The organism is Shinella yambaruensis (assembly GCF_022899355.1).
Classification (GTDB): Bacteria; Pseudomonadota; Alphaproteobacteria; order Rhizobiales; family Rhizobiaceae; genus Shinella; species Shinella yambaruensis.
Genome location: NZ_JALJCK010000001.1, coordinates 669,305 through 693,623, shown reverse-complemented (window position 1 = coordinate 693,623; position 24,319 = coordinate 669,305). Strand labels below are relative to the sequence as shown.

The window sequence follows — 24,319 nt, the reverse complement described above, 5'->3', positions numbered from 1 at the left end:
GCCAAGTCAGCCGTTGAGGTGTTCCAGGCGAGATTCGGCGATAACTAAATCCCCGCCGCCGCCAACGCCTCTTGCTCGCCCTCACAGACCTCGCCCCACTTCTCCTCACGGCGAATTCGCCGATATGCCGCGAGGCCATCCTGGACGAAGGCGGGCCACAATTCGGCCGGCACCTGCACGGCGCAGCGTCCGTCTCGCAGCAGTGGCGGCCGAGCCGCGAGCTTGCCATCCGGACGCTGCACGACAGTGCAGCCGCGGATGGTCCACCCGCCGATTTCGACATCGAATATCGCCCTGGCGGCGCGAGAACCTTTGCGCATGTTGCGGATCTCAACCATTTTCTTTCTCCTTGTAATGAGCCACCGCCACCCGCAGCAGTTCGGCCTCCATGATCGCAGACAACGGCGCGGCCCTGGTCTCGCCTGGCGCACCGATCCGCGGCACAGACAATCCATAGCCATCCTCGCGCCGGATGAGGGCGCAGCCTGGCAGCACCAAGCCAGCGACCTCGGCTGTGAAGGTGTAGGCGACACGGCCGGGCAGCCGGTTCATGTGTGAAATTCGGATCATACCCCCTCCCGGTCGGGTCCCTTTCCAGCCAAAAATCGACCCCTGCGGGTCGGGCATCCCGGCGGCGGTCCACCCCCAGGTCGGCAACCTCGGCAACGGGTTGCTACCGTTGCCGAGCACTGACGCAACGTCAAAGTGGTGTCATACCCACGAGGCTAACGAGCCAAATCGAGGTGGGCTCACCCACCCGCGCGAGACCGTAGACTAGCAATGCAGCAACGGGGTAGAGTAGAACAGAAGAGATCAGCCTAAGCGTGTTCATGGGGGCCTCATGTCGAATGAAGAGGATAACAGCATGCCGAGGACGAACGCTTCGGATGTTGTGGCTATGGTTGCGCGGAGCGGGCTAGGCGCTGTACCTCTTGTAGGAGCAGCCTTGGCCGAGATCGTTACTGTTCTCATCCCCAATCAAAGGTCGGCACGCGTGGAGGCCTACGTCAAAGCACTTGCGGAACGCCTGGAGGGCGTTGTTGCTCGAGCAGACGCGCTGGACCTTGCCGATCCATGGAAGATCGACCTGTTTGAGGAGGGGGCATTCCAATCCGCACGGGCCGTAAGCGACCAACGGCGAGACTACATCGTATCTGTTGTCGCGCGTGGATTATCCGGCGAGCAGATCGCAGTCGCAGACGCGAAGTCGATACTTTGGATCCTGAGAGAGCTTGATGAACGCCAGCTAGTCATACTCGTCGGATACCTTCCACAGAATGGTTGGAACAGTGAGTATCGTAGACTGCATGCCGACGTGTTCGAAACTTCGATGCCTTTGACTATGGGAACCCCACAAGAAGAGGTATCGAAGAGAACTTACTATAACCACGCTGTCGACGGCCTTGTGACGCTAAAACTCCTAAATGAGATTTTTCGTGTAGACGACCTAAAAATGGCGAAACTTGACCACAATGGAAAGCCAGAGGTAAGCAGGAGAGTGCTTTCAAGGTTAGGTGCTGAGGTACTGTTTTACCTAGGTTTCGAAGTTAAAAGAGAGCATCACTACTAAGCGTATTGCCCGCTAATTCTCATCCGTCCGCCCATAGCGGCGCGTGTTGTTCCACTCGCTCGGCGTGGCCGGCGTGCCGTCGGGCGCATTGTCTGCAACCTTGCCATCCGGCGTGTTGTCGTTCGCAGCGCCGTCCGTCCCGCCGCTCTTCTTTTTCGCGGACGACCCGTCGTAGAGCTTGGCGCTGATGGCCGTGCGGTAGCCGTCTTTCTTGTTGTAGGTGTGCGTGGCCGTGTCGATGATGTACGGCACGCCATCCAGTCCGGGGCGCACGCCCTCGAACAGCAGCGGTGCGCCGGCGACGATCGCCGTGTCACCGATGACGGCGACGGACGCCGCGCCTTCGCCGCGCTTCAGGTCTTTGGCCTTGGACTGGGCGGCCTTGTCGGCCTCTGCCGCGTCTGCGTAAGGCTCGGCGATGCGATAGACGCTGTCGCCGTCGGCATCACTGTCCGCTTCGACCTCGACGCGCTTCGCCTTGTCCTTGTCCTCGTAGTACGAGACGACCTTCTTGTATTTCGTGCGGTCATTCGCCTCGAAGGTGCAGGTGCCTTGGATAATCCGCGGCGGCGTGACGACGACGGAGCCCATGAACGAACCGGAAGCCGCATTGCCGGATCCGCGCTTGGAGAAGATCAGCCGCCCGTCCTTGACCTTGAAGAGGCCATTGTGGCGCTCGGCCAGGCGGCGCAGGACATGGATTGGCGTTTCGTCCTGCTGGCCGAACCACTCGTATTCATGCTCGCCGATTTCGCTATCGACAGAAGCGGAAAGACCCATGTCGCCGGCGAGATCGGACACAATGTCCTTGACCTTCTTCTTGTCCCAGTGCCGCTCCTTGCGCTCCTTCGCCTTGCTGTCCCGCATGTCGCGGGCCTTACCGGAAATCGAGAGCGAGTACGGCAGGCACTTGGCGCTGACCTTGTCGACCACGTAGGTGCCCAGACTGCGGGCCGCGCCGTAGCCTATGCGAATGTCAACGATCGCGCCCTTGCGCGGCAGGGCAAGGAACTGCGGCGGGCCGTCATTCAATTCCATCTGAAAGGCGTCAGAGGCGACGCCTTCCTTGTCTGTTACTGAAATAGAGACAAGGCGCTCGTAGAAGCCGCCGGCAACAGGGTTGCCGTCGACCGTGATTTCGACTTGGGGGTGCATGGGTGCTCCTAATCTGTATCGGCCGCTTCGACCGCAGCCTTTGAGGCCTGGCCAATATCCGACATGACGGCAGCGGCGACGTCTTTGGCGTTGCTGACCTCTGTGATGTAGAAGTTGTTCGTCTGGCGAAGTTCCGGAGCCTGCTTGTTCGTCACCCGCACGTCCTGCACGCCACGGCTCGGCTGCAGAAGTTGGCTAATCGTAGGACCATCCAACGTGACGGGCTTGTCGAGGCCAGCCAGCATTTCGCCGGTGGTGCGGGGCGAGCCGCCGCTCTCGCCCCCTGCCTTCGTTTCCACGCCAAAGTGCTGCCGGGAATTGAAGTTCGGGTCAGCAGCCGCGCCGAACCACCACCGCTTGTCAAAGATGGACGGCCAGCCGGCAGGTGTGCTCGGAACGTCCTTTGTCCCGTCCTTGCCGAGGTAGGCATCGAGCGACGACTCGCGGCCGCCGTCGTCATAGTCCTTGTTGAGGTAGGGATGGCTGGAGTTATCGTTGACAAATCGGTTGCGGAACCACTCGGATGGCGTCGTGATCTTGCTGTCGAGCCACTTGTTGAAGCCGCTCGAACCATCGCGGTTCTTTTTGTACAGTTCCTCGATACCCTCTTTAGTCGAGGGCATGTTTGCATAAGCGTCAAACATCTGGAAAAGGGCCAAGAAACCCTTCCAGCCCGTTCCACCGCTACTTGGCTTTTCAGGGGCCGGCTTGTTTTTACTGTCTCCCGGCAGGGTTGGAACCTTCACGTCGCTCAGAATCCCGCCGATCTTGCTTACGGTGCGCAGAATGCCGATAGCCGTCGTGATGCCGGTTATTTTTGCGAGACCAGTTGCCAGGGCGGTAATGGCGCCAGCCACCAGTGAGATCGACCCCGCTGCAAGGGCCAGCTTGAAACCCTTTCCGGCGAGGTCGCCGAGGAACCGACCGACCGGATTATCCGCAATGTCCTTGGCAAATTCCCGAAGAGACTTGCCGTATTCCTGAAACTGCCCGAAAAGCCGCCCGTATTTGTCGGCAGCGGCGCTGGCATCTTCCGCGCCAAAGATGAAATCGCGGATATCCTTGATAACATCCTTTCCATCGCCCAGGCCGAGGCCGGAGAGGAATCCGCCTATCCGCGACTTGAATTCGTCGAAGATCGTGAAACGGCTGTCCAGGGTGTCCATGACGTGCCCGAAGTCAGCAATGCCCTCCTTCAGCGCGGGCAGCCAACTTAGACCGATATCCTCGAAGACATAGCCGATCTTGTTCCGAAGGATCTGCAGCGCGTTGGCAGTTGTGTCCGCACGCGCCGTGAATTCGCGGAAGGCCGACCCCGCGTAATTGCTGCGGTCCGCAACAAGATCGAATGCCTTGTCAAGCAGTCCGATGTTGCCGACAAGTGGCGCGAAAGCCCGCGCTTCATCGCCGAAGAATTTGGACAGCAGTGCGATCTGCTTTTCAGCGGGCGCCTTGGCGATGGCCTTCAGCACCGTCTTCAGAGCCCTCGGCGCGTCCTTCTTCATCTGCTTGGCGAGGGTCGGAAGATCCAACCCGAGCGCCCTCGCAGCCTCCTGCTGGTCCTTCTTGGCGAACTCGCCCGCCGTCATCTTGCGGACAACGTTCATCGTGGCGGTGCCAGCCGTCTCGGCTTCCGCGCCCGCCGAAATCATCGCCGAACCAATAGCGGCGACTTGTTCCTTGGCAAACCCGCTCATCTCCGCGAACTTGCCGACGCGGAGCATGTAGGCCGTGATGTCCTTGGCCTTCGAGGCCATGTTGTTGGACAAGTGGTTGATGGCGTCCGCCATCTCACCGGTCTCTGCAACGGTTAGACCTAGCTGCGCTTTGAGCTTGGCCAGGCTTTCGCCGGCCTCGCCTGCAGACATGTCGAATGCGATGCCAACGCGGGCCGCCATCTCGGCGAAGGATTGCAGTTCGTTCGTCGCGATGCCAGACTCGCCGGCGGCGGCAAAAAGCTGCGCGATCTCAGTTGATGCCAAGGGCAGCTCGGTCGACATCTTGCGGATCGAGCGGCTCATCACCTCGAACTGCGCATCGCTGGCGTTGACGACTTTCTTGACGTCCGCGAAGGCGGACTCAAAGTCCATCGCTGCGCCGACTGTCGAACTGATGCCCTTCGATACGCCAATGTAGCCGGCGCCGAAGGCGAGCATTTGGGCACCAAATCCCCTCAACGGTGCCATCATCGCGGTCTGCTGGCGATTCAGGGCGGAGATGGCGCCGGAGACGCGGCGGACTGGGCCGGTCACCTGGTCCAGAAGCGTCAGTTTGAGGACGCTGTTTAGTTGTGCCATTGACCGGCCTCCTTGCTTAGTTCTTCAACTTGGCCATGTGAGCGGCAAGATGATCGGCCAGGCTGTCGAGAACCGGCTGACCGTCGACCTCGTCGATTTCGTCGACCGCGGAGCGTGGAAGGCCTGAGAAGTGGGCGAGGAGGTTCAATAGGTCTTCGCTGAAGGCGCCGAGTTGGCCCTGTGCGAGCGAGCTGCAGGCAGTCAGGATGACCGGATAGTCGCCAAGCTTTATGGTGCGCCAGGTCAGGGAGGAAACGGTCTTGGCACCATTGGAGATGGGCTTCGAGAGAGAAATGGTGGTCATATTGCCTCCTAAGAAAAAGCCCGGCACGACGACCGGGCGAGGATGGGATTTTGGGGGTGCAAGTGTCCGCAGTGCGGACGCTGCGGACACCTAGGCTGGGGCATTTCTGTTACGGAGTAACAGCCCGAAATGACCGCGCAGGCGAGCGTCGGTCGCGGCAACGTTCACGCGGTCAGAGGCTTCCGTAACCAGCAAACCCTTTTGTTTCCAGATGGTTACTGTCTTTCGACTAACGTGCTGGTATTCCGCGTATTGGCTTTGATTCATGTAGGTAACGGTCACAATCCGCTCCTTTTGTTACCTGTCCGCATCTGTTACCCTGTTTTCAAACTAGCTAAAGTTCGACCGGCGAGGCCTGCGCGCCCGCTTGGGGTCCGGAACAGGATAGGGTTCCTGTGCCAGGGGCTACCGGTGGCGCCGGACGAAGGCGTTGTTCGCCTCAACGATTTTCGCCCACCCGGTCAACTCGACCTTCGGCTTCGCCTCCTCCGGCTTCACGGCAGGCGCAAAGCCCATCGACTTGTTCATGGCGGCGACAACGCGGGCCCATGACGCCTTAGTGTCCGCAACCTTCTGTAGGCCCCGAGGGGAGGCTGCGGCGCGTGCGTGAACGGCCTGCATCCGCGCTTCGTACTTCTTGTCGACCCGAGCGAAAGGAACAGCCAGACGATCAACCACGGCGGTTGCGAACCCAGCTGCGACGGCTTCGTCTGGCGTGAACCAGGTCTCGGCCTTCATGACCTGGCGGGCCGCCGCCTCGGAGATCCCTGCGCGCTTGGCATACACCTTCGCGTACGCAACGGCGTGCGCTTCCAACTGCTCCACCGTTTTCTGATGCGCGTCAGAGTCGCCGTAGGTGAAGTTGTGCGGCTCGTGGATCATCAAAATTGATCCGTCCAGCATCGTGATAGTATGGCCCGCCATGGCGATGAGGCTCGCGGCCGAAGCGGCGATGCCGATAATCTCGACCGCAACCTTGCCGCGGTGAGCGGACAAGATGTTGTAGATCGCCGAGCCGTCGACGGCGATGCCGCCGCCGCTGTTTATGGTCACGGTGATGTCGCCGCTGTATGGCAGCGCGGCGCGGACGGTCGTCGGGGTGAAGTCCTCCCCGACGACGCCGAAGAGGTCAAGCCGCATTGGCAGCCTCCTTCGGCGCGAGCACGTACTCGATCTCAGGCTTGCGCTCCGCACGGATACGACGGGGCGGAAGCGGCTGATCAAGCTTCGCCAGGAGGCCTGGCGCGTGGTAGCTGCCGGGTTCGAAGAACACCGGCCCACCCACGATTGCTGGCGGCAGTTCCACCTTCTGATGGAGAGGCGCAGCGAAATGGCCCGTGTCGTCGGGAAGGAAAGTGCGCTTAATAAAGCGCCGCTTCACCACCTCGATCGAGCCGCCGCCGTCTGTGGTGTAGTAGCCTTTCTCGTAGCCGCCTTCGTCGAAGTCGTCTTCACTCCAGCGGCTTCGGACGCGCTTGCCGACACGCTCAACTCTTACACGGTGTTGATGCTCGACGGGCCTAGACTGGTCGCCAACTCCAGCCCAGAGTTCGACGACTTCCTCCTTCACCGTCTCCTTATACAGGTTCGGTGACGAGCGAGCGGCTTCCGCCTTGTCAAGGCGTGCGGCGCCGGCGGGAAGGTTTTCGTTCGCGGCTTCTACCGCCACGTCGGCTTCGGCGATGGCGCGCAGAACGTCGCGGATCGCCATGGCCGCCTTCTCATAGTCGCCGAGCTTTTTCCGGGCGGTAGCCGTCAGTTCTTTGGCGCGATCGTAGGCGGCCTGGCGATCGGACTCGGCTTCGGCCTCGAGTGCCGCTTCGTGGTCCCGCGTCAATCGCTGGATGCGAGCGCGTGCCTGGTCCACGTCAATGTTGGCCTCGGTCTTCGCATCCAGAAGGGCGCGCAAGGCCTTCTTGTCGGCGGTCAGGAGGTTGGCTTCGTATTGCTCTTCTGCTGCAGCTACCGCAGCTTCTGCCTGGGCGAGTTCGGCCTGGGCCTTTGTGATGGCGGTGGCAATGTCGCTGGACGACGACTTGCCGAGGATTTTATTGATCAGTTTTCCCAACGGGATTCCTTTCATTGCTTCGAGAGCCGGCGCCGGAGTTCCGCGAGTGGAAGATGTACGGCAGTACCGGCGGGTTGGTCGGTGGCGGTGGTGATCGGGCCGCCTTGCGGGCGATAGACCCAGATGGCGTCAACGCCTGACGTGGCGATCTGGCGTGCGATCGGCAGAACCTCGTGCGGTCGACCGAGACGATGGCGGAAGAGTTCGGCTGCGATGGCTATGGTGACGGCCTCAATGTGGTTGTAGATTCGGGCCTTCCCGCGGACCGCGCCGAGGCGGAATGTTGGCGCCCTGCATAACCACTGCCTGATGCTGGCCTCGGTCAGGCCGAGGAGGCCCGCCAGGTCGCCGTTGTTGTATGTCATTTCGGCCTCCTCTCTGTGACGCAGGCTGGGCGTCACGATCTAGGTGGTAAAAAAAGACCGCTCCCCGAAAGGAGCGGTCAGGAGTTCGCGGTAGCGTTGGTGTTAAACCCGCGAATTGGGAAACTGGCCGGTGCAGCGGTGTCGCGCACACGGCTGATCGTGCCGGCGGATGAAGACACCGGCGGCGATGAGGGAATGGGAGTGAGCGACTACGCGCAGCCGCCCACTATCAGGGCGGTGACGGCCGCCCTGAAACACGAAAGGGCCGCATCGCTGCGACCCTTCTCTCATGTAAACCCTTTGGCGTTTGGAAATGGGGTAGCCCTACGCGGCGGCCTGACCCTTGAGGAAAACCATGCCGGGATGCAGAGTGGACTGATAGTGCCCCGCCGGCACGGGCATGCCCGGCTTCCACGACGACGACGGCCTGTTATCGTTGGCAGCCTTCCTGCCGACGCCCTGCCGCCAGAACCGATCCACAATTCCGAAGCCATCGAAGATGCGAGCGCGGGCCTCGCCCTTGGCTCCCTTGCTGCCGGCACCGAGGCGCTTGCCGATTTCTTCAAGTGTCAGGCCGTCCACTACTGACCACTCGAACGCGTCAAGGATCGCCGGCACGTAGGCAAGTCTGGCGCGAAGGAACGCGAGCTCGCGCTTGGCATCGATCGCTGCCAGGATGGGCCAGTCGCCGGTCCATGCCTTCGGTACGGGTGCAGCGCGCTTCTTGGTCTCTTCTCCGGCCACGGCCGCCCGCTGCGCCGGCATTGCAGGGTTGGCGCGCTTGCCGGTGACGACCTTCGGGCCTTTCCACTTACCGTGCCTATCGCGGTTCTGTACTTCAAAAAGGTCCGTGGGTTCGCGACCGACAAGCTGGGTCGGCGCGGTGGCCGTGTCGTGCAAGTCGCGATATCGAATGGCGAGATCCAGGCACGCCTCATTCTTTTCAGTGCGAAGTAGCTTCTGGAGCGGCCAGTCCTCATTGTCGTTGTCGGCTTGGCCGCGGTAGCGATTCGACGTCAGGCGGGCGGCCTGTGCATCAAGGCGCCATTGCAGGCTAGGGCCGTCGGCAGGCAAGCGCACCGTCACGCCAGGAGCGCGGACAGTTCGTCGGGGCGCCCATTCGCCCTCGTCAATAATTGCAGGCAGCATGTCGCGCCGGTCGAATACCGCGAGTTCTTTCGTCAAGGTCCGTCACCCTTCAGAAGAGGAATTTGCAATGTGAGGAATCGCGGCCGTCAAACCGCGATTCTGAAGATAGTACCTTTTTACAAATTTGTCAAGCCTTTTCTATTGACAAATACGGAAAAGTATGATCGCGAACAAAACTCATCACAGGGAACCAAAATCACAACGAGACGTTTGTGGCCGCGGAGGTGCCCATGGACAACACGGATCGAATCCGACGTCGCGCTTATGAACTTTGGCAGGCTGCAGGCTCGCCGCGCGGAGATGGTGCTGAATTCTGGCTCCAAGCTGAAGCGGAGGTCGCGCAAACCGATCCGGTTCTTGAAGAGGACACGCCGGACGCTGCTGCCCGCCGCGAAATTGAGCGCGAGAAGCCGGATACCGTTCTGAAGGTTGGCGGACGGAAGAAGAAGCCGGAGCCCGGCGGCCTTGCGAACTGGTAGTGCGCTACCCATATTGCGATGCACCAAAGGAGATTCGTATGACAATTAATTTCCGAAATCCTATCGCTGACCTACGGACGGCTACGGGCTATGGCACCGAGGAGTTATCCCTGATCAGCGGTCTGACCGTTTCGGAAATCGCGAAGATTGAGAGCGGCGAGCTCGTCGACCAGGCGAAGATCGCTCGGTTGTTCTCGGCGGCTGGGGTGAAGCGGGGCTGAGGGCTGACGACCAGCCCTTGAACGATAAGGCGCGGATCACTATCTACGACTACGACACAGGAAAGAGCCGCGTGTGTTTGAGGGAAGCACCAAGGTTGAACAAAATCCCTCGAAACATGGCTGGGTTACGTGCGGACAGCGGTTCAGTTGCAGTCTGCCGCACGCGAGACGGAGTACCCCATGCGGGCAATCCTCGTCCTCGAAGCCAGCAAGTCTACCGGCACCGTCCGGATGGCTGTTGACCTGCGGGTCAATCTGGCAGCGATCCTGACGATTTTCGGCAGGCTATTCTAAAGGAGAACCCTCTCGCTCATGGCGGGAGGGTTTTCTCTTTTGTAGCTATGCCCGCGAAGGGGCTTGCCAGCGCGCCACACCGATCACAGCGGATTCCCCCGTTCCACCTTCCGCACATACGGCTCGCGTTCTAGAAACGTGCAACCGTCGGACACGGTTTCGACGATGTAGACGTACTCGCCGTCATCTTTGTCGATGCCGACCACGCGGCAGGGCTGCCAAGAGGTTCGGCTGGGTCGGCCTTCCGTTGTGATCACTTCGCGTTCTGCGATGTATGGGGTAACTGCGAACATTGTTTTTCCATTTTCTCTCTCCTCAATGGGCTGGTAGGGACCTTCCGTTGTAACGTTGCAAACATGCTTTTCTACCGCCCTATAGAAGGGCAAAAATCGAAATCAAAAGCATCTTTACAATATTACAACGATAGTATTTTTTGTATATATCTTATTGTTTTATATAGGTAATTCCGTTGCAGAAGCCTTACAACGGCCCTGCAACGCTGCAACGGAATGACCATCTCGGGCTATGCGCCGTTGCAACGTTGCAGGGCCGTTGTAAGTCAGTTGCAACGGAATTTGCTGCCGGGACCCGGCTTCGGCTTAAACTTCAGATCCGTGATCTCGCCGGACTGCAGCAGCCACCCCAGAGCTCCTTCGACTTCGCGAAGGTCCGCGCCGGAAACGCCTTTCTTGCGAAGCAGCGTCGAGAATGGCGTGGGGCCATCGGTTCGCAGCACCTCCAATATCGCCTTCCGCAATGCCTCTGCCGGCGAGGCGGACATATGGCGGTCAGCGCCTTCGTTGATGATGTGGATGGACCTGTGAACGATTGCCCATCCCCACTCGACGTCCTCAACGGTCACGACAGGATCGGATGGCGCTCGGCTTATGGCGCGGATGGTGGCCAGCCGCAGGCTGTTCTCCGCGGCGCGGCCGTTGATGTTGCGGGCCGTCTCGTCCCATGATGCGTGGTGCTGCCATATGAAGATCTCGCCCCAACGACGGTAGGCCTCACCGTCTTCTCCGTCTTGGAAAGGAATTTGAATCTTTGAGCCGCCAGACGGTTTGGGAAACCCTGTGATGGCGTTCTGGAGCGCGTGAACCAGTACGGCGGGTGGTTTGATATCCTTGCCCAACTTCGGCGGCGTTATCTCACCCTCCGGTCGACCAGCGGTGATGAAGACGAAGCGGTTCAAGAAACCGTCCGACACAGAGTCAGACGATAGGCCCGCATACAGCGTGGTGGCCGTAGTCATCCCGAGCACGGTCAGCGCCGGGCCAACAATGGGTCCGTCATCCTTCTTCGTCTCACTGCTGGCATACACCCGGCCATCAAACTTGCTGTTTGCCTGGTCATACACGGCAAGCAGGAACTTCCGGATTCCCGCTGCTACGCTATTCTTATGCTTGGCGTTGACGTCCTGCAGCGTAATTCCGAATTCATCCATGGTGATGACCGTCGACGAGTTCTTGCGGAGGATGCGCTCTATCGCAGCATAGGATGTTGGGTCGCCATTCGTGACCGCACCCATGGCGCCGCACTTGTCCGACAGGGAGCGGATGGCCTTCGGCGGATGGCCCTTGCCGCCCGCCGTGGCAAGCAGTGTGGTCATGTATACGTTCACACCAGAGTTGGTCGGCCCCAGGGCATACTTGCCGAAGACACCCGCCAGGAGGGCGATTGCGGAGGCCAAAGACAGCTCCTTGACCGGCACGATTGCAGTGTCTGCAATCCAGTCCGCAATGTGCTCTAGGAGGCCGCCGGCGGCTTCCGGACTGAAGGGGTCGGGATGCATCGCTGGTAGGGTTGCGACGGCATGATTGTCGTTCGCAGGCTTGTGGGCCGCGCGCCACTTTAGGAAGCTATAGAGGATGCGTTTCCTGCCGACGCGATCGAACTCGACGGTGATCTTGTCGCCATCGGCGTCGATAATAAGTCCATCGCCGAATTCCGGATGTGTGATCTGTTCGCCGATGTAAATCTGATCAGGCTGCTTTGTGGATGCCATTGGCCGTCAACGCCCTCAGTTCGTCGGTTGCGAGTTTCGTGATCTCGGACGCAAGCGGTGCCGCAAAGGTGGCAACGCGCCGATAGCCGGCCTGAGGCGCGAACGTCAGCAGGCGTCCGTCGGCCATGCGCAGTAGCCTCAGGCCGTACAACCTGCATTCTGGGGTTAACTGGAGGTCGAACACCGCGGCGGCGCGATGCCGGCCGGAGGGCTCGTCTATCAATTGAAAGTCGAGGATTTGCATTTGTCTCCCATAGGGGTTTGCCCCGCCGACTGCGGCCGGCGGGGTGGTGGTGGTATTGGCTGCGGGTCAGGCGGCGCGCTTCTCCCGCATCTCCGCTTTGATGACGGAAATTCGCTCTTCACGTTCGTTTGCGTGATCTGCGATAACCTCGTCGGCACGCTTTACGATGAAGTCTTCGATCCAGGAGGCGTGGCCCGCCTGCCACAGGCGGGCCACCTCGGTGCGCGCTTCTTCATTGGTTTCCCAGTAGCTGACATTCGCATTGCCGTAATCATGCTGAACTTCGTAGGGTCGCCCACCATCGCCGCCGCAAACCACCGCTCCCTTGTAGATCTCAAAAAGTTCGGTCTTCGCGAATTCGATGATCTCGGTGATGGTCATGTCGTGCTGATCCTCTTCGAACATAGTTCCTCCTTCCGCCGGTGAGGCGGTTTGAAACTGAGATGGTGTTGGGGGTGTAGGGGAGATTAGGCGGCTATACCCCAGGCTGCGAATTCCTCGGCCTTGTCGATGCGCTCGGCGATCTGCACTTTGCGCAGCCTGCGTGGATTGACGACGACCTCCGGCTCGGCACCGGACGTTTCCCACAGCGCGAGGATCGCATCACGGGGTATTTCGGCTGCAAGCACGACACCTTCACCGCTTCCGTGGCCATGGAGGGCGAAGCGTCGAGCGGTTGGATAGTCGCGGCTCCACGATAGGGCGAATGATGTGCTCTTGACGGTGTCCTTCATCTTTGCGCCGCGGAAGACGCGGACCGTCTCGCTCAAGCTCGACAGCGTTTCGATCTCCTCCGGAGCCATCAGGTCATTTCGCTCTACCTCTTGGAAGTATGTTACGATAGAGCTCAGGCTCCCTCCGTTTAGGGCAAGAACCGATCCGCTCTTTCCGTGCAGCCAAGCGTCCTTCAGTAGCGCCGCACGAACCCTCGGCCCGCAACCATGACAATGAAGGATCATTGCCGGAATGCTTCCGCGAGGTGCATTGCTGATCGCGATGAACAATCGCCCCGCAACTTCGAGAGCTTCGTCATCGTCCTTTTCGCCCTGGATGACGGTATCGCAGAAACTGTCGATCGCCTTCAGTTCGAAATCGTGGGGTTGATCGTCGCCGTGATGCAGACCCTCTTCGATGAGGTAGCGGCGATGCGCGATGATCTCTGCAACGGCGAACTTCCAGAACCAGTCCGATCGCTGCTTTGGGGTGGCTATGTGCCAGGAAAACATGGAGTGCAACCGGCTCATGCTGCACCTCGCAGTTTGCCGTTATCGTTGGCCGGCTGCCGGTTCGCAGCGACCCATGCATCCAGGTCTTCGCTGCGATAGATGACTGTCGTGCCGAGCTTCACGAAGGTCGGTCCGCCACCATAGCAGCGGGCCTTGTCCAGATACGATTTAGAAACGCCGACATATGCGGCGGCTTGCTTTACCCTAAGATTCGCCATGCAATTCCCTCCATGTTTGTGGTTGCATGGAGGAAGATGGCTGTTCAGGTGTCCCAAGAATAGGCCATCATTCTTGGGACAGTTTTTTGGCTGCTGCCCTTATCGCACGATCAGCTTTCCATTCGTACGGCCACCGGCGCATGAAATCCGGTGCGGGCGCGTTGCGCGATAATGCGCTATTTGCTGTTTTGAATGTGATTTTCCCTTTCGATTCCTTTGCGATCGTCCGCGCTGCTTCAGCCTGAGTTTTACCCTTTCGCATCTCGGCCTTCATCCGTGACCGAAGAATAAAGTTGCCCATCCCAACTGGACGACCACCAAGGCTTTCGCGATCTTCCGGCGTTTGAATCTGGAACAGCGGCTCGTACTTCAGCGCTAACTCGAGTGCCAACTGGCGCCAACCATCGGCGGTGGGCTCCAGTCCATTGTGCGATCGGAGGAGGGCATCCAGACGCTCGGCCATTTCTTCCGCGAGCTCGCCTTCATCCGTATGTTCCGTGACAGCCATCGGCCCGCGCCCCAACACCTCTGCCCAGGCGGGGAGGTGGTCTTCTTCATCGTCTGCCATCACTTCCCCTCCAGTGCCACGGCGATCTGTCCCGCGATTGCGTCGGCTGCCCGACGCGCAGCGTCGTCAGCAATGTGCGCATACTTCTGCGTCGTGCTCACGTCGGCATGACCGAGCAACGATCCAATTACGGGAAGACCGAGGCCAGACCACGCACCGACCGAGGCAAAGCTGTGCCGCAGGTCATGAATCCGAAGGCCGTCGAGGCCGGCACGTTTCGTCACCGAAGCCCAAGGTTTTTTCAGATCGGCGCGGGGCCTTTCGTCTTCCTCGCCGGCACTTGCTCCTGCGACAACATATATGCCGACGCGCGGCATCTCCTGCAGTACGGCCAAGGCAGCGCTCGACAAAACGACAGTCTTCCGGCCGGTTTTGCTGTCAGGGAGGAACAGTAGGCCGCGTTCCGCATCGACCTCATCCCAACGCAAGTGGAGGATTTCGCGCAGACGACAGCCGGTCAACATGATCAGCCGGATCGCACCTGTTACCGACGGGTGGAACGTGATGCGCTGCCCTTTGGGCGCGTGCTTCGCATCTCCGGCGTTAACGGGAAACCCGATCGTCTCAGCTTCGCGGAGAGCCTCGCCCAACCGCTTCATCTCATCCGTAGAAAGGAACCGCTCCCTACCTTCCTCTTTATTGAGGTCGATGCCTGAGGCGGGATTGAAGCCCTCCGGCACATATCCATTCTTCGCGCCCCAGCCGTACGCTGCAGATAAAAGCTTGATGGCGCGATTGGCCGCTATCCGGGCTTCCTTCGTCATGGATGCGTGAGCGCGCTGCACGTCGACACGGGCTAGGGCCACCGCCTTTTGGGTGCCCAGATGCGGCTCCACGTATTTCTTCAGCGATATCTTATAGAAATCCGTCGACGCCTTTTTCTTGTTCGGCTCAACGAACTCGTCGACGTACTTCTGTACCAGCTCTTTCACGGTCAGGCTGGCGCGCTCCTCGGCGCGCCCCTTTGCCAAATCCTTACCAAGGCCGGCATGCGCGATTGCCTTGCGAGCTGCCTCCCTGGCCTCGTTCGCCTTGAGGATGCCTACGCGGCCTAGCTTGAGCCGCTTCTTGGCACCACCCGCGATGGGCCTATATTCAACGAAGAATGTGCCAGTGCCTGTCGTGGTCCGATAGAGACCAAACCCGGCAAGATCCGCATCGAAATAGAAGGTGGTTTTGTTCGGACGCGCTGATGCCATCACCTCAGTGACCGTCGCTGCGCTGATCTTGATTGTAGCCATATCGCCTCAATTTGTAGCCAGAATATAGCCAGCATAGTAGAGGGGAAGCGAAATCAGTCAAGCGGGCATGGGTTGGACAACGTTGGAAAATGAGATGATGCAGCCGTTGCATCCAACGCAAAGAATGGCTATAAAACGTACTCAATAAGACTGGGGGTCAAGGGGTCGTGGGTTCGAATCCCGCCATTCCGACCATTTTTCCTTTTATTTTCGACACTATGCCTGGTTCCGACGGGAACCTTGTGGCTTCGCCTGCGTTTTCCACGGCCGGCCTCGATTGCCGGTGATATCGGCAGCGTGAGGAGACGGAAATGGAAGATGCAGGTGTCGGCTGGATTGCGGCCATCATCATCGGCGGTATTGCGGGCTGGCTCGCCGAAATGTTCATGAAGAGCAATATGGGCGTGCTGATGAACATCGTGCTCGGCATCGTCGGGGCGGCGGTGGCGAACCTCTTGCTCGGCCTGATCGGCGTCTCGCTCGGCGGCTGGATCGGCTATCTGATCGCGGGCTTCATCGGCGCCTGCATTCTCATCGCGCTGGCGCGGGCGATCAGGCGTTAACACGCCGCGCTGGAGAGAAGACGGTTCATCATCGAAGACCGCCGTTCCGAAAGAGCGGCGGTCTTTTACTTCAGGCGATCAGGCCGCGGTAGATCGCTTCCGTTTCACAGACCATGCGGTCGAGGCTGTAGTCGGGGCTGCGGGCGCGGGTGAGGGCGGCGGCGGTGTGGCGGGCGAGGTGGCCGGGATCGCTGAGGCGCAGCATGGCCTCGGCGAGGCGCGTCGGATCGTCGTCGTTTTCCACCAGAATCCCGTTCTCGCCGTCCTTCAGCACCATGGAAACACCGCCGACATCGGTAAGGATCAGCGGCCTGCCGGCGGCGGCGCCCTCCAGCATCACATAGGACATGGCCTCGTAGCGGCTCGGCATGGTGAGCACGTCGATGGCCGCCATCGCCTCCACGCCGGTAAAGCCCGTGGTGAGGTGGATGCGTGCGCCCTGGCCGCTCGCTTCGACCTGCCGGCGCACCTCCGCCTCCATGTCGCCGCTGCCGATCATCAGGAGATGGGCGTGCGGCAGGCGCTCGGCGACCTGCGCGAAGGCCGCCACCAGGCGCTCCGGCGCCTTCTGGCGGCAGAGCCGGCCGACGAAGCCGAAGAGCAGCGCCTCCATGGGGATGCCGAGCGCCTGCCGCACGGAGGCCCGGGAATCGGCGGGCGGCGTTTTAACGCCGTTGACGACGATCGACAGTTTTTCGCGCGGCATGCCGAGCGCGCGGGCATGGGCATATTCGTCGGCCGAGACGCAGATGACGCGATCGGTGAGGGCGCGGGCGAGCAGCTTCTCGATCGCGCCGTAGACCGTGCGGCCGAGCGCGCCGAGGCCGGGATCCATGGTGTAGAAGGCGTGCGGCGTGTAGACCCGCGGGATGTGGCGGCCGGGCAGGCGCAGGCGCGCCAGCGCACCGGCCTTCGAGCTGTGGGCATGGATGATGTCGAAGGGGCCGGCGCCGCGCATGACGGCGCGGATCGCGCGCCAGGCGCCGACATCGGACGGGCCGGGCGCACGTGTCATGGCGACGGCGTGCAGGCCGGCAAGGCCGAGTGCCTGCAGTTCCTCGACGAAGCGCGCTTCCGCCCGCAGCGGCGAATAGATGGCGTGCACGGCATGGCCGCGGGCCGTGAGGCCGCGGCACAGGTCGATGAAGTGCCGGCCGGATCCGCCGCCGCCGGTCTCCAGCACCTCCAGGAGGCGCATCTGGCGCGGGGCCCTGTCCTGTTTTCTGCTCATGGTGGGGTTAGTCCGGGGCGATCTGCCGGTTGTGGCGCTTCTCGAGGGCAAGACATCCCCAGACGATCCCGAGCAGCAGGTAGAAATGCCGCCAGTGATCCGTGTCGATGACGAAGCCGATCGCGGTGTGGCCGACGATGGTGATGTAGGAGATCATCAGGAAGGGTTGCCACGGCCGGTTGCGCAGAAGCGCCTTGAAGCCGGCGGAAAGCGTCCAGAGGATCAGGGCGAGGTAGGAGAGGAAACCGAGCCAGCCGTAGGTGGTCAGCGATTTCAGCCAGATATTGTGCTCGTCCTCTGGAAACATCTTGCTGAATTCCATCGGGCCGATGCCGAGCGGCTTCTCCATCGCCATGAGGAAGCCGATGCGGTGGCGCTCGAAGCGGCCGAGATGGCCGCCGTCATAGTCCTGCACGAGCTGGGTGCGGCTGGAGAAGAGGTTCGCCACCTTGTCGAATTGCAGCGCGACGACGAGCGCCACGACCATCAGGCCGGCGGCCGAGAGGCTGAGGATGAGAATCTTCAGGCGGAACGCCCCGGTGCGCTCCTTCAGCAGCATGACGAAGACGAGCGCCACGACGCAGACGAGATAGAGCCCCCAGGCGGCGCGCGAGAAGGAGAGGAAGATGCCGAGCGCCAGGACCAGCACGCCGGCGACCTTCAGCGGCGCGCCGAGGATCCGGCCGGAGAGCAGGCCGTACAGCAGGTAGAGCGAGGGGCCGACGAGGAAGGGACCGAAGACGTTCGGGTCCTGGAAGGCGCCCTTGGCGCGGTCGTAGAGCGTGAAGACCTCGGCGCCGGGAAAGGCATGGAAATAACCGAGGATGCCGAGCGAGGCGGTGATGAGCGCCCCGGCCACCCAGGCGCGGAAGATCAGCTCCAGCCGCGCCGGCCTCGCCTCGACGATGGCGGCGAAGAAGACGCTGGAGAGCGCCAGGAACAGCGAGACGGCGATGTACATCGGCCCGGCCGAGAGGTCGTCCAGCACCGTCAGCGAGAGCATGCCGCCGATATTGAACAGGACGAGCAGCACGAGCAGCGGAGCGATGCCCCGCGAGATGCGCAGGCCCACGATCGCCCACAGGCCGATGAGGCCGGCCATGAAGAGCTCATAGGGCGCCGGTTCGCTGATGACGAAGCCGGACAGGAACACCCCGACCGCCACCAGCAGCGAGCCGACGACGCCGAGGGCCGCCAGCTGCGGCCGGAACGGCGCGGCGTAGGGGAGGGCCGCGTCGCTCAATAGGCGTTTTCCGTGTTGAGCAGGCGGAAGGGCGTCAGGACGAGGATCTTCAGGTCCAGCCAGAGCGACCAGTTCTCGATGTAGTAGAGGTCGAATTCCGTGCGGAAGCGGATCTTGTCGTCATGGTCGATCTCGCCGCGCCAGCCGTTGATCTGCGCCCAGCCGGTCACGCCGGGCTTTACCCGGTGGCGGGCGAAGTAGCTTTCGATGACATCGACATATTTGCGGTCGTTCGACTGCGCCTGGATGGCGTGCGGGCGCGGGCCGACGAGGGAGAGGTCGCCCTTCAGGACGTTGAAGAACTGCGGCAGCTCGTCGATCGAGGATTTGCGCAGGAACCGGCCGACGCGGGTGACGCGCGGGTCGCCCTTCGTCACGGCGGCCTTCGCCGTCGGGTCGGCGAGATGCGTGTACATCGAGCGGAACTTGTAGACCTCGATGATCTCGTTGTTGAAGCCGTGGCGCTTCTGCTTGAAGATGACGGGACCCGGCGAGGAGAGCTTGACGGCGATGGCGGCGCCGAGCATCACCGGCCAGAGCAGGAGGATCGCGACGACGCTGAAGAAGACGTCGAAGAGGCGCTTGGCGACATTGTCCCAGTCGGCGATCGGCTTGTCGAAGATGTCGAGCATCGGCAGGCTGCCGACCTGCGAATAGCTGCGCGGACGGAAGCGCAGGCCCTTGGAATGGGCGGCAAGGCGGATGTCGACCGGCAGCACCCAGAGCTTCTTGAGCAGCGCGAGGATGCGCGCCTCGGCCGAGAGCGGCAGCGAGATGATCAGCATGTCGATGCGGGCGAGGCGTGCGAACTCGACGAGCTCGGCGACATTGCCGAGCTTCGGGTAGCCGGCGATGATCGCGGGCGAGCGGCGCTCGTCGCGGTCGTCGAAGATGCCGCAGATGCGGATGTCGTTCTCCGGCTGGTGCTCGAGCGCGCGGATGAGCTCCTTGGCCGGCTCGCCGCCGCCGACGATGACGGCGCGGCGTTCCATGGTGCCGTTGCGCGCCCAGCGGCGGATCGAATAGGCGATCACCTGCCGCTCGATGACGAGGTAGAGCGCGCCCGCCGCGAACCAGGAGGCGAACCAGACGCGGGAATAGTGCTCGCCGGACTTGAAGAAGAAGACGATGAGCGCCATCGCGCCGAAGGCAAGCGCCCAGGCGGCGAGGATGCGCGGCGTCATGCGCCAGGGCGAGCGCAAGGCCGGAACCTGATAGGCATCGGCGAGCTGAAGGATCAGGACGCCGATCGCCGCCCCGCCGACGATGACGAGGAGGTAGAGGAAGGGCAGGCCCATGCTGCTGACATAGAGCGCGTGGATGCTGTAGCCGAGCGCCAGCAGCGCGCCGAATTCGAGAAGGCGCAGGAGGCCGATGATCATGCTCGGGGAATAGGTGTCGACGCTGAATTGCGTGGCGATCCTGCGGGCGAGCGGATTGAGGTCGACGGTCTTGCCGGCATCCTGGGTTTCGCCGGGTGCGGCGACCGATATTTCGGACACCTTGCGCCTCAGCGCATCCGGATCGAAGGAGACGGGTTTGTCGACATGGTTCATGGCACGCACCTGTGGGGGCTTCGTCCTGGAAATAGCACGAAGCCCCTAAGAAACGTTTACGTTGTCGCTGCCGTAGCGTCAGGTGCTGTGCCGATTTCCTCCAGCCTGCCGGGCAAGGATGTCGCGATAGAGGTCGAGCAGGGCGTTGGACATGACGGAGGCGGAGAAGGCCGCCTTGAAACCGGCCGGCTCCGGCATCACCTTGCGCGGCCAGTCTTCGTCGGTGATCGCCTGGGCCATCAGGGCGGCGAGCCCGTCGGGATCGCCCGGTTCCGTCAGGGCGACGCTCTTTCGGCCGAGCACTTCCGGAATGCCGCCGACGCGGGTCGCGATGACCGGCTTTCGTGCGGCGAGCGCCTCGAGCACGATATAGGGCATGGCCTCGGCGCGCGAGGGCACGATGACGTTGCGCGTCAGCGCGAAGGCGTCGTGCGCCTTCATGGCGGGCAGCATGCCGATGCGCCGGCCAAGGCCCATGCGCAGCATCATGTCCTCGTATTTCGCCTTGTCCGGCCCGTCGCCGATCATCAGGGCGGAAAGCGGACGGCCGATCCGGCGTTCCGTGCGGGCGAAGGCCTCGACGAAGACGTCCGGCCCCTTCAGGTCGCGCAGCATGCCGATATAGAGGAAATCGACGGCATCCTCGCGGGAATAGACGGGTGCGAAGTCGCGGTCGTGGATGCCGTTGTAGATGCGTTCGGCCCTGACGCGCGGCCGGCCGACGCGGGCGGCATAGGCCTCGCGCTCGTAGTCGCAGACGAAGACGAGCGCATCGCCGCGCCTTTCCAGCAGGCGCTCGGCGGTCAGGATCGCCATGCCCGTCGCGGTGCGGCGATCGTAGTGCAGGCTGCCGCCATGCGGCGAATAGAGGCGGGCTACGCGATACCTGTTGACCCGCAGGGCTGAGCCGATGAGCCGGGCAATGGCGCCACCCTTGGCGCCGTGCCCGTGCAGGACATCCGGCTGCAAACTTCTTATTTCGTGATAGCTGCTCCAGAACGCGCCGACGTCGCGCGGGCTGACCGACCGGCTGATCGGCAGGCGCACGAGGCCGAGCGAGAGATAGGGGCGGATTTCATCGAAGAGGCCATCCTCATAGGAACTGCCGGTGAGACTGTCGCAGACGATGCCGACGTCGTGGCCCGCCTTCGCGTGGAACTCGGCAAGATCGCGCACATGGCGGAAAATCCCCCCGATGGGTGAGCGGAAGCAGTGAATGATGCGCAGAGGCCCATCGTCCGCCATCTTGCTTAGAACAGCCGTTCGCGGACATAGATGGTGTCGCCGGCCAGCACCGGATCGGAAATGGAGACACGGCCCGTAAGGATCTTGCCGTTGATCTTGCGGGTGACGTCGACATCGCCCTGGTTGGCGCGCGGCGAGAAGCCGCCGGCCAACGCAATGGCGTTCTGGATCGTCATGCCGGCGACATAGCTGTACTGCCCGGCCTGGCCCACTTCGCCCATCACGTAGATCGCGCGGTAGCGGTCGACCTCGATGGAGACGTCCGGATCGCGCAGATATCCCTGCCTGAGCTTCGTCGCGATGATGCTTTCCAGTTCCTGGATCGTCTGGCCGCGCGCCGGCACCGCGCCGATGAGCGGAAAGGCGACGTAGCCGGCCTGGTCGATCGAGTAGGTATTGCTGAGGCCGGCCTGTTCGAAAACGGTGATGCGCAGCCGGTCGCCGCTGTCGAGGCGGTAGGGCTGGATGGTCGCCTCATGAAACGCCTTTGGGGCGGGGCGGTAGCCGCTGCAGCCCGCAACGGCCGGCACGACGAGTGCCAGCGCAAGCAGCATGCCCTTGTTGATTGTTGCGAATGCCATTCGCTTTACCCAGTCCCGGAATCAGAAGTCTGGCCCCCGTTATCGATCCGTTAGGGTTAATAGCCGGTAAAGGCATGGGCGGGATCGGTCGGGCAAGGCGGTTTTTTCGCAGGGCGCGGCCCGCGGGAAGGGACGGGGCAGCCGCCGGCGATTAACCCTTGCGTTACCATGTTTGTTTACCCTGCGCGAAATTCGTGGTGTTTGGAGTTGGGATATGTCGGGCGCGCACAGCCAGCAGGATGTCGATATCGATCTTGGCGGCCTTTTCGGCGCGATCTGGCGCAACCGCATGCGCGTGCTGCTTGCCACCGTCGCCTGCGCGGGCGTTGCCTTTGCCGGCGCCAGCCTCGTCACGCCGCGCTACAAGAGCGAGGCCCGCCTGCTCATCGAAACGCGCGAGCCGGCCTTCACGACGGGCACCGACCGCGCGCAGGGCCGCGAGCAGCAGCCGGCCCTGGACGAGCTCGGCATCGCCAGCCAGGTTCAGCTTCTGCGGTCCGCCGACCTCATCAAGCAGGTCGCGCGCAACATGAAGCTCTATGAGCTGGAGGAGTTCGATCCGGCGGCGAAGCCCTCGGCCATTTCCGACCTGCTCGTCCTCTTCGGCCTGAAGAAGAGCCCGCTCGACCTCGAGCCGGAGGAGCGCGTGCTGAAGGAGTTCAACAGCAAGCTCGTCGTCTACCAGGTGGAGCGCTCGCGCGTCATCGGCATCGAGTTCTCCTCCAAGGACCCGCGCCTTGCCGCCGAAATTCCCAACGAGATGGCGAAGGTCTATCTCTCGCTGCAGAGCGGAGCGAAGCTCGACACCAATTCCGAGGCGACGCGCTGGCTGGAGCCGGAGATCGCCAACCTGCGCGAGAAGGTGCGCGAGGCCGAGCAGAAGGTCGCCGAATACCGCTCGCAATCCGATCTCCTGCCGACCGGCGAGAACTCCACCTTCGCCGTGCGCCAGCTCACGGACATCTCGACGGAACTTGCCCGCGTGCGCGGCGAGCGCGCCAATGCGGAAGCGCGGGCCGAAAGCGTGCGCACCGTGCTCAAGACCGGCGGCGCGCCGGACACGCTGAGCGACGTCGTCGGCTCGCAGATGATCCAGCGGCTGAAGGAAAGCGAGGCGCAGATCCAGGGCCAGATCTCCGATCTCTCCACCTCGCTGCTCGACGGCCACCCGCGCCTCAAGGGCCTGCGCTCGCAGCTTGCCGGCATCCGCGGGCAGATCAAGGCGGAGACGCAGAAGATCCTGTCGAGCCTCGAAAACGAGGCCCGCACCGCCCAGCTGCGCGAAACCCAGCTTCTGCAGCAGCTCAACACGGTGAAGGCGAACAGCGCGCGCGCCGGCGAGGACGAAGTCGGCCTCAAGGCGCTGGAGCGCGAGGCGACCGCCCAGCGCCAGCTGCTCGAAACCTATCTCGCCCGCTACCGCGAGGCCACCACGCGCACCGACAGCAGCTCCACGCCGGCCGATGCCCGCATCATCTCGGCCGCCGTCGAGCCGACGGAGGTGGCCTTCCCGAAGGTCGTGCCGATCACCATCGTCGGCGGTCTTGCCGGCTTCATGCTGAGCGCGATCGCCATCCTGCTGGCCGAGCTCTTCAGCGGCCGCGCGCTGAAGCCGGTGGGCGCTGCCGCTGCGGTCCCGGCGCGGCGCGAGGAGGAGGCCGTCGAGGACGAGGTCGAGGCGGACCTTCCTGCGGAGGAAGCGGTCATCCACAAAACCCCCGCCTTGCACCGCGATCCGGTCGCGCGCCTCGACCATGGCCCGGTCCGCGACGTCCGCGCGCCGGCAAAATCGCTGCTGGCCGACATCGCGCCCGACGAGGACGAGGAGGAGCAGGCGACAGAGGCGGGCTCACCCGCTTCGCTGCTCGATACGGCCGACCTCGGGGAGGAGGAGGCGGAATTCTCCATTGCCGCCGTTGCCCGGTACATGGTCGAGAACAACGTCTCGGTCGCGATCTCCGTCTCGCCCTCCGGAGACCGCGGCTCCACCGCCACCGTCATGCTGGCCCGCCGCATCGCGGAGGAACATCGCAAGACGCTGATCATCGACCTGACCGGCTCGGCCTGCCCGACGCGCCTGATGGCGCAGTCCGCCCATATGCCCGGCATCACCGATCTCCTCGTCGGCGACGCCGTCTTCGGCGACATCATCCATGGCGACCGGTTGTCCGGGGCGCACGTCATTCCGCGCGGCAATGCGAACATCAAGCGCGCCATGCGCGGCATCGACCGGCTGGCGATGGTCATCTCCTCGCTTGCCGATGCCTATGACACGGTGATCGTGGAATGCGGCCCGGCCGACGTGGAGGGCGTGCGGCGCCTGACGCGCGACCAGGAGACCGATATCATCCTCTCCCTTCCGGGCGCCGACGAGGACGAGATCGTCGAGATGATCGACGCCTTCGGCGCGGCCGGCTACAGCGAGGTCATGCTGATGACGGGCGAGGGGGGCGAGCCGCCGCGCTATCCGGGCCGCCGGGCGGCATAGGGCGG

At 62.3% G+C, this 24,319-nt stretch carries 27 protein-coding genes; 5 read left to right on the top strand and 22 right to left on the bottom strand.

Translation table 11 applies throughout. From position 1 onward, the window contains the following. Positions 1–44: 44 nt before the first annotated feature. Both MUU56_RS03460 and MUU56_RS03455 read right to left on the bottom strand, forming a co-directional pair. A complete protein-coding gene (locus MUU56_RS03460; protein ID WP_244765902.1) occupies positions 45–338 on the bottom strand; it encodes a hypothetical protein in 294 nt (97 codons plus the stop codon). Continuing rightward, on the bottom strand, positions 331–552 hold the full coding sequence (locus MUU56_RS03455; protein ID WP_244765901.1) for a hypothetical protein: 222 nt from the start codon (positions 550–552) through the stop codon (positions 331–333). The genes MUU56_RS03460 and MUU56_RS03455 overlap by 8 nt, the downstream gene beginning before the upstream one ends. 313 nt (positions 553–865) lie before the next feature. On the opposite strand from MUU56_RS03455, the gene MUU56_RS03450 reads away from it, so the two are divergent. Then, a complete protein-coding gene (locus tag MUU56_RS03450; RefSeq protein ID WP_244765900.1) occupies positions 866–1,570 on the top strand; it encodes a hypothetical protein in 705 nt (234 codons plus the stop codon). A 12-nt stretch (positions 1,571–1,582) separates the two neighbouring features. On the opposite strand, the gene MUU56_RS03445 is transcribed toward MUU56_RS03450, so the two are convergent. From MUU56_RS03445 to MUU56_RS03415, 7 genes are all read right to left on the bottom strand, one after another. Next, a complete protein-coding gene (locus tag MUU56_RS03445; protein ID WP_244765899.1) occupies positions 1,583–2,725 on the bottom strand; it encodes a phage late control D family protein in 1,143 nt (380 codons plus the stop codon). 8 nt (positions 2,726–2,733) lie between these two features. Then, the gene (locus MUU56_RS03440; RefSeq protein ID WP_244765898.1) at positions 2,734–5,022 is read right to left on the bottom strand and encodes a phage tail tape measure protein; all 2,289 of its coding nucleotides are present in this window, start codon (positions 5,020–5,022) and stop codon (positions 2,734–2,736) included. 16 nt (positions 5,023–5,038) lie between these two features. Further along, entirely contained in the window at positions 5,039–5,326 is a 288-nt protein-coding gene (locus MUU56_RS03435; protein ID WP_244765897.1) for a phage tail assembly protein, read from the bottom strand. Between the two features lie 405 nt (positions 5,327–5,731). Next, positions 5,732–6,466 carry a head maturation protease, ClpP-related gene (locus MUU56_RS03430; RefSeq protein WP_244765896.1) on the bottom strand — a complete coding sequence of 245 codons (735 nt, stop codon included), beginning with the start codon at positions 6,464–6,466 and terminating at the stop codon, positions 5,732–5,734. After that, a complete protein-coding gene (locus MUU56_RS03425; protein WP_244765895.1) occupies positions 6,456–7,394 on the bottom strand; it encodes a hypothetical protein in 939 nt (312 codons plus the stop codon). The genes MUU56_RS03430 and MUU56_RS03425 overlap by 11 nt, the downstream gene beginning before the upstream one ends. A gap of 11 nt (positions 7,395–7,405) precedes the next feature. Beyond that, a complete protein-coding gene (locus MUU56_RS03420) occupies positions 7,406–7,759 on the bottom strand; it encodes a hypothetical protein (protein WP_244765894.1) in 354 nt (117 codons plus the stop codon). A gap of 324 nt (positions 7,760–8,083) precedes the next feature. Beyond that, positions 8,084–8,944 (bottom strand): hypothetical protein, encoded by an 861-nt coding sequence (locus MUU56_RS03415; protein ID WP_244765893.1) that lies wholly within the window; start codon positions 8,942–8,944, stop codon positions 8,084–8,086. Positions 8,945–9,138: 194 nt separating this feature from the next. Between MUU56_RS03415 and MUU56_RS03410 the strand changes: the two genes are divergently transcribed. Beyond that, a complete protein-coding gene (locus MUU56_RS03410) occupies positions 9,139–9,387 on the top strand; it encodes a DUF2934 domain-containing protein (RefSeq protein WP_244765892.1) in 249 nt (82 codons plus the stop codon). Between the two features lie 38 nt (positions 9,388–9,425). Further along, complete coding sequence (locus MUU56_RS03405) at positions 9,426–9,608, top strand: hypothetical protein (RefSeq protein ID WP_244765891.1); 183 nt, start codon at positions 9,426–9,428, stop codon at positions 9,606–9,608. Positions 9,609–9,985: 377 nt separating this feature from the next. Here MUU56_RS03405 and MUU56_RS03400 read toward each other — a convergent pair whose 3' ends face one another. From MUU56_RS03400 to MUU56_RS03365, 8 genes are all read right to left on the bottom strand, one after another. Further along, positions 9,986–10,195 carry a hypothetical protein gene (locus MUU56_RS03400; RefSeq protein ID WP_244765890.1) on the bottom strand — a complete coding sequence of 70 codons (210 nt, stop codon included), beginning with the start codon at positions 10,193–10,195 and terminating at the stop codon, positions 9,986–9,988. Between the two features lie 266 nt (positions 10,196–10,461). Continuing rightward, positions 10,462–11,910, bottom strand: a complete 1,449-nt coding sequence (locus MUU56_RS03395; protein WP_244765889.1) for a YfjI family protein — start codon at positions 11,908–11,910, stop codon at positions 10,462–10,464. Further along, positions 11,888–12,154, bottom strand: a complete 267-nt coding sequence (locus tag MUU56_RS03390) for a hypothetical protein (protein WP_244765888.1) — start codon at positions 12,152–12,154, stop codon at positions 11,888–11,890. Before MUU56_RS03390 ends, MUU56_RS03395 begins: the two co-directional genes overlap by 23 nt. A 66-nt stretch (positions 12,155–12,220) precedes the next feature. After that, positions 12,221–12,559, bottom strand: coding sequence for a hypothetical protein (locus MUU56_RS03385; protein WP_244765887.1), 339 nt, complete (start codon positions 12,557–12,559; stop codon positions 12,221–12,223). A 62-nt stretch (positions 12,560–12,621) separates the two neighbouring features. Further along, positions 12,622–13,398 carry a hypothetical protein gene (locus MUU56_RS03380; RefSeq protein ID WP_244765886.1) on the bottom strand — a complete coding sequence of 259 codons (777 nt, stop codon included), beginning with the start codon at positions 13,396–13,398 and terminating at the stop codon, positions 12,622–12,624. Further along, entirely contained in the window at positions 13,395–13,598 is a 204-nt protein-coding gene (locus tag MUU56_RS03375; protein WP_244765885.1) for a helix-turn-helix transcriptional regulator, read from the bottom strand. Before MUU56_RS03375 ends, MUU56_RS03380 begins: the two co-directional genes overlap by 4 nt. 67 nt (positions 13,599–13,665) lie before the next feature. After that, on the bottom strand, positions 13,666–14,166 hold the full coding sequence (locus tag MUU56_RS03370) for a hypothetical protein (RefSeq protein ID WP_244765884.1): 501 nt from the start codon (positions 14,164–14,166) through the stop codon (positions 13,666–13,668). After that, positions 14,166–15,407 (bottom strand): tyrosine-type recombinase/integrase, encoded by a 1,242-nt coding sequence (locus MUU56_RS03365; protein WP_244765883.1) that lies wholly within the window; start codon positions 15,405–15,407, stop codon positions 14,166–14,168. The genes MUU56_RS03370 and MUU56_RS03365 overlap by 1 nt, the downstream gene beginning before the upstream one ends. Before the next feature lie 311 nt (positions 15,408–15,718). Here MUU56_RS03365 and MUU56_RS03360 point away from each other — a divergent pair, with 311 nt between their 5' ends. Then, entirely contained in the window at positions 15,719–15,970 is a 252-nt protein-coding gene (locus MUU56_RS03360; RefSeq protein WP_244765882.1) for a GlsB/YeaQ/YmgE family stress response membrane protein, read from the top strand. 70 nt (positions 15,971–16,040) lie between these two features. Here MUU56_RS03360 and MUU56_RS03355 read toward each other — a convergent pair whose 3' ends face one another. The 5 genes from MUU56_RS03355 to MUU56_RS03335 all read right to left on the bottom strand — a co-directional run bounded on the left by MUU56_RS03355 (position 16,041) and on the right by MUU56_RS03335 (position 21,826). Continuing rightward, the gene (locus MUU56_RS03355) at positions 16,041–17,201 is read right to left on the bottom strand and encodes a glycosyltransferase (protein ID WP_244765881.1); all 1,161 of its coding nucleotides are present in this window, start codon (positions 17,199–17,201) and stop codon (positions 16,041–16,043) included. Positions 17,202–17,208: 7 nt separating this feature from the next. Continuing rightward, positions 17,209–18,444, bottom strand: coding sequence for an O-antigen ligase family protein (locus tag MUU56_RS03350; protein ID WP_244765880.1), 1,236 nt, complete (start codon positions 18,442–18,444; stop codon positions 17,209–17,211). Next, positions 18,441–20,000 (bottom strand): undecaprenyl-phosphate glucose phosphotransferase, encoded by a 1,560-nt coding sequence (locus MUU56_RS03345; protein ID WP_244765879.1) that lies wholly within the window; start codon positions 19,998–20,000, stop codon positions 18,441–18,443. Before MUU56_RS03345 ends, MUU56_RS03350 begins: the two co-directional genes overlap by 4 nt. Before the next feature lie 78 nt (positions 20,001–20,078). Beyond that, positions 20,079–21,245, bottom strand: coding sequence for a glycosyltransferase family 4 protein (locus tag MUU56_RS03340; RefSeq protein WP_244765878.1), 1,167 nt, complete (start codon positions 21,243–21,245; stop codon positions 20,079–20,081). A gap of 5 nt (positions 21,246–21,250) precedes the next feature. After that, on the bottom strand, positions 21,251–21,826 hold the full coding sequence (locus MUU56_RS03335; protein ID WP_244765877.1) for a polysaccharide biosynthesis/export family protein: 576 nt from the start codon (positions 21,824–21,826) through the stop codon (positions 21,251–21,253). A 214-nt stretch (positions 21,827–22,040) separates the two neighbouring features. On the opposite strand from MUU56_RS03335, the gene MUU56_RS03330 reads away from it, so the two are divergent. Continuing rightward, positions 22,041–24,314, top strand: coding sequence for an exopolysaccharide transport family protein (locus MUU56_RS03330; RefSeq protein ID WP_244765876.1), 2,274 nt, complete (start codon positions 22,041–22,043; stop codon positions 24,312–24,314). Positions 24,315–24,319: the final 5 nt, after the last annotated feature.

Coding starts and splice junctions, on each gene's coding strand:
- MUU56_RS03460 (WP_244765902.1), bottom strand. CDS start 338: ATGGTTGAGATCCGCAACATGCGCAAAGGTTCTCGCGCCGCCAGGGCG.
- MUU56_RS03455 (WP_244765901.1), bottom strand. CDS start 552: ATGAACCGGCTGCCCGGCCGTGTCGCCTACACCTTCACAGCCGAGGTC.
- MUU56_RS03450 (WP_244765900.1), top strand. CDS start 866: ATGCCGAGGACGAACGCTTCGGATGTTGTGGCTATGGTTGCGCGGAGC.
- MUU56_RS03445 (WP_244765899.1), bottom strand. CDS start 2,725: ATGCACCCCCAAGTCGAAATCACGGTCGACGGCAACCCTGTTGCCGGC.
- MUU56_RS03440 (WP_244765898.1), bottom strand. CDS start 5,022: ATGGCACAACTAAACAGCGTCCTCAAACTGACGCTTCTGGACCAGGTG.
- MUU56_RS03435 (WP_244765897.1), bottom strand. CDS start 5,326: ATGACCACCATTTCTCTCTCGAAGCCCATCTCCAATGGTGCCAAGACC.
- MUU56_RS03430 (WP_244765896.1), bottom strand. CDS start 6,466: ATGCGGCTTGACCTCTTCGGCGTCGTCGGGGAGGACTTCACCCCGACG.
- MUU56_RS03420 (WP_244765894.1), bottom strand. CDS start 7,759: ATGACATACAACAACGGCGACCTGGCGGGCCTCCTCGGCCTGACCGAG.
- MUU56_RS03410 (WP_244765892.1), top strand. CDS start 9,139: ATGGACAACACGGATCGAATCCGACGTCGCGCTTATGAACTTTGGCAG.
- MUU56_RS03405 (WP_244765891.1), top strand. CDS start 9,426: ATGACAATTAATTTCCGAAATCCTATCGCTGACCTACGGACGGCTACG.
- MUU56_RS03400 (WP_244765890.1), bottom strand. CDS start 10,195: ATGTTCGCAGTTACCCCATACATCGCAGAACGCGAAGTGATCACAACG.
- MUU56_RS03395 (WP_244765889.1), bottom strand. CDS start 11,910: ATGGCATCCACAAAGCAGCCTGATCAGATTTACATCGGCGAACAGATC.
- MUU56_RS03390 (WP_244765888.1), bottom strand. CDS start 12,154: ATGCAAATCCTCGACTTTCAATTGATAGACGAGCCCTCCGGCCGGCAT.
- MUU56_RS03385 (WP_244765887.1), bottom strand. CDS start 12,559: ATGTTCGAAGAGGATCAGCACGACATGACCATCACCGAGATCATCGAA.
- MUU56_RS03380 (WP_244765886.1), bottom strand. CDS start 13,398: ATGAGCCGGTTGCACTCCATGTTTTCCTGGCACATAGCCACCCCAAAG.
- MUU56_RS03375 (WP_244765885.1), bottom strand. CDS start 13,598: ATGGCGAATCTTAGGGTAAAGCAAGCCGCCGCATATGTCGGCGTTTCT.
- MUU56_RS03370 (WP_244765884.1), bottom strand. CDS start 14,166: ATGGCAGACGATGAAGAAGACCACCTCCCCGCCTGGGCAGAGGTGTTG.
- MUU56_RS03365 (WP_244765883.1), bottom strand. CDS start 15,407: ATGGCTACAATCAAGATCAGCGCAGCGACGGTCACTGAGGTGATGGCA.
- MUU56_RS03360 (WP_244765882.1), top strand. CDS start 15,719: ATGGAAGATGCAGGTGTCGGCTGGATTGCGGCCATCATCATCGGCGGT.
- MUU56_RS03355 (WP_244765881.1), bottom strand. CDS start 17,201: ATGAGCAGAAAACAGGACAGGGCCCCGCGCCAGATGCGCCTCCTGGAG.
- MUU56_RS03345 (WP_244765879.1), bottom strand. CDS start 20,000: ATGAACCATGTCGACAAACCCGTCTCCTTCGATCCGGATGCGCTGAGG.
- MUU56_RS03340 (WP_244765878.1), bottom strand. CDS start 21,245: ATGGCGGACGATGGGCCTCTGCGCATCATTCACTGCTTCCGCTCACCC.
- MUU56_RS03335 (WP_244765877.1), bottom strand. CDS start 21,826: ATGGCATTCGCAACAATCAACAAGGGCATGCTGCTTGCGCTGGCACTC.
- MUU56_RS03330 (WP_244765876.1), top strand. CDS start 22,041: ATGTCGGGCGCGCACAGCCAGCAGGATGTCGATATCGATCTTGGCGGC.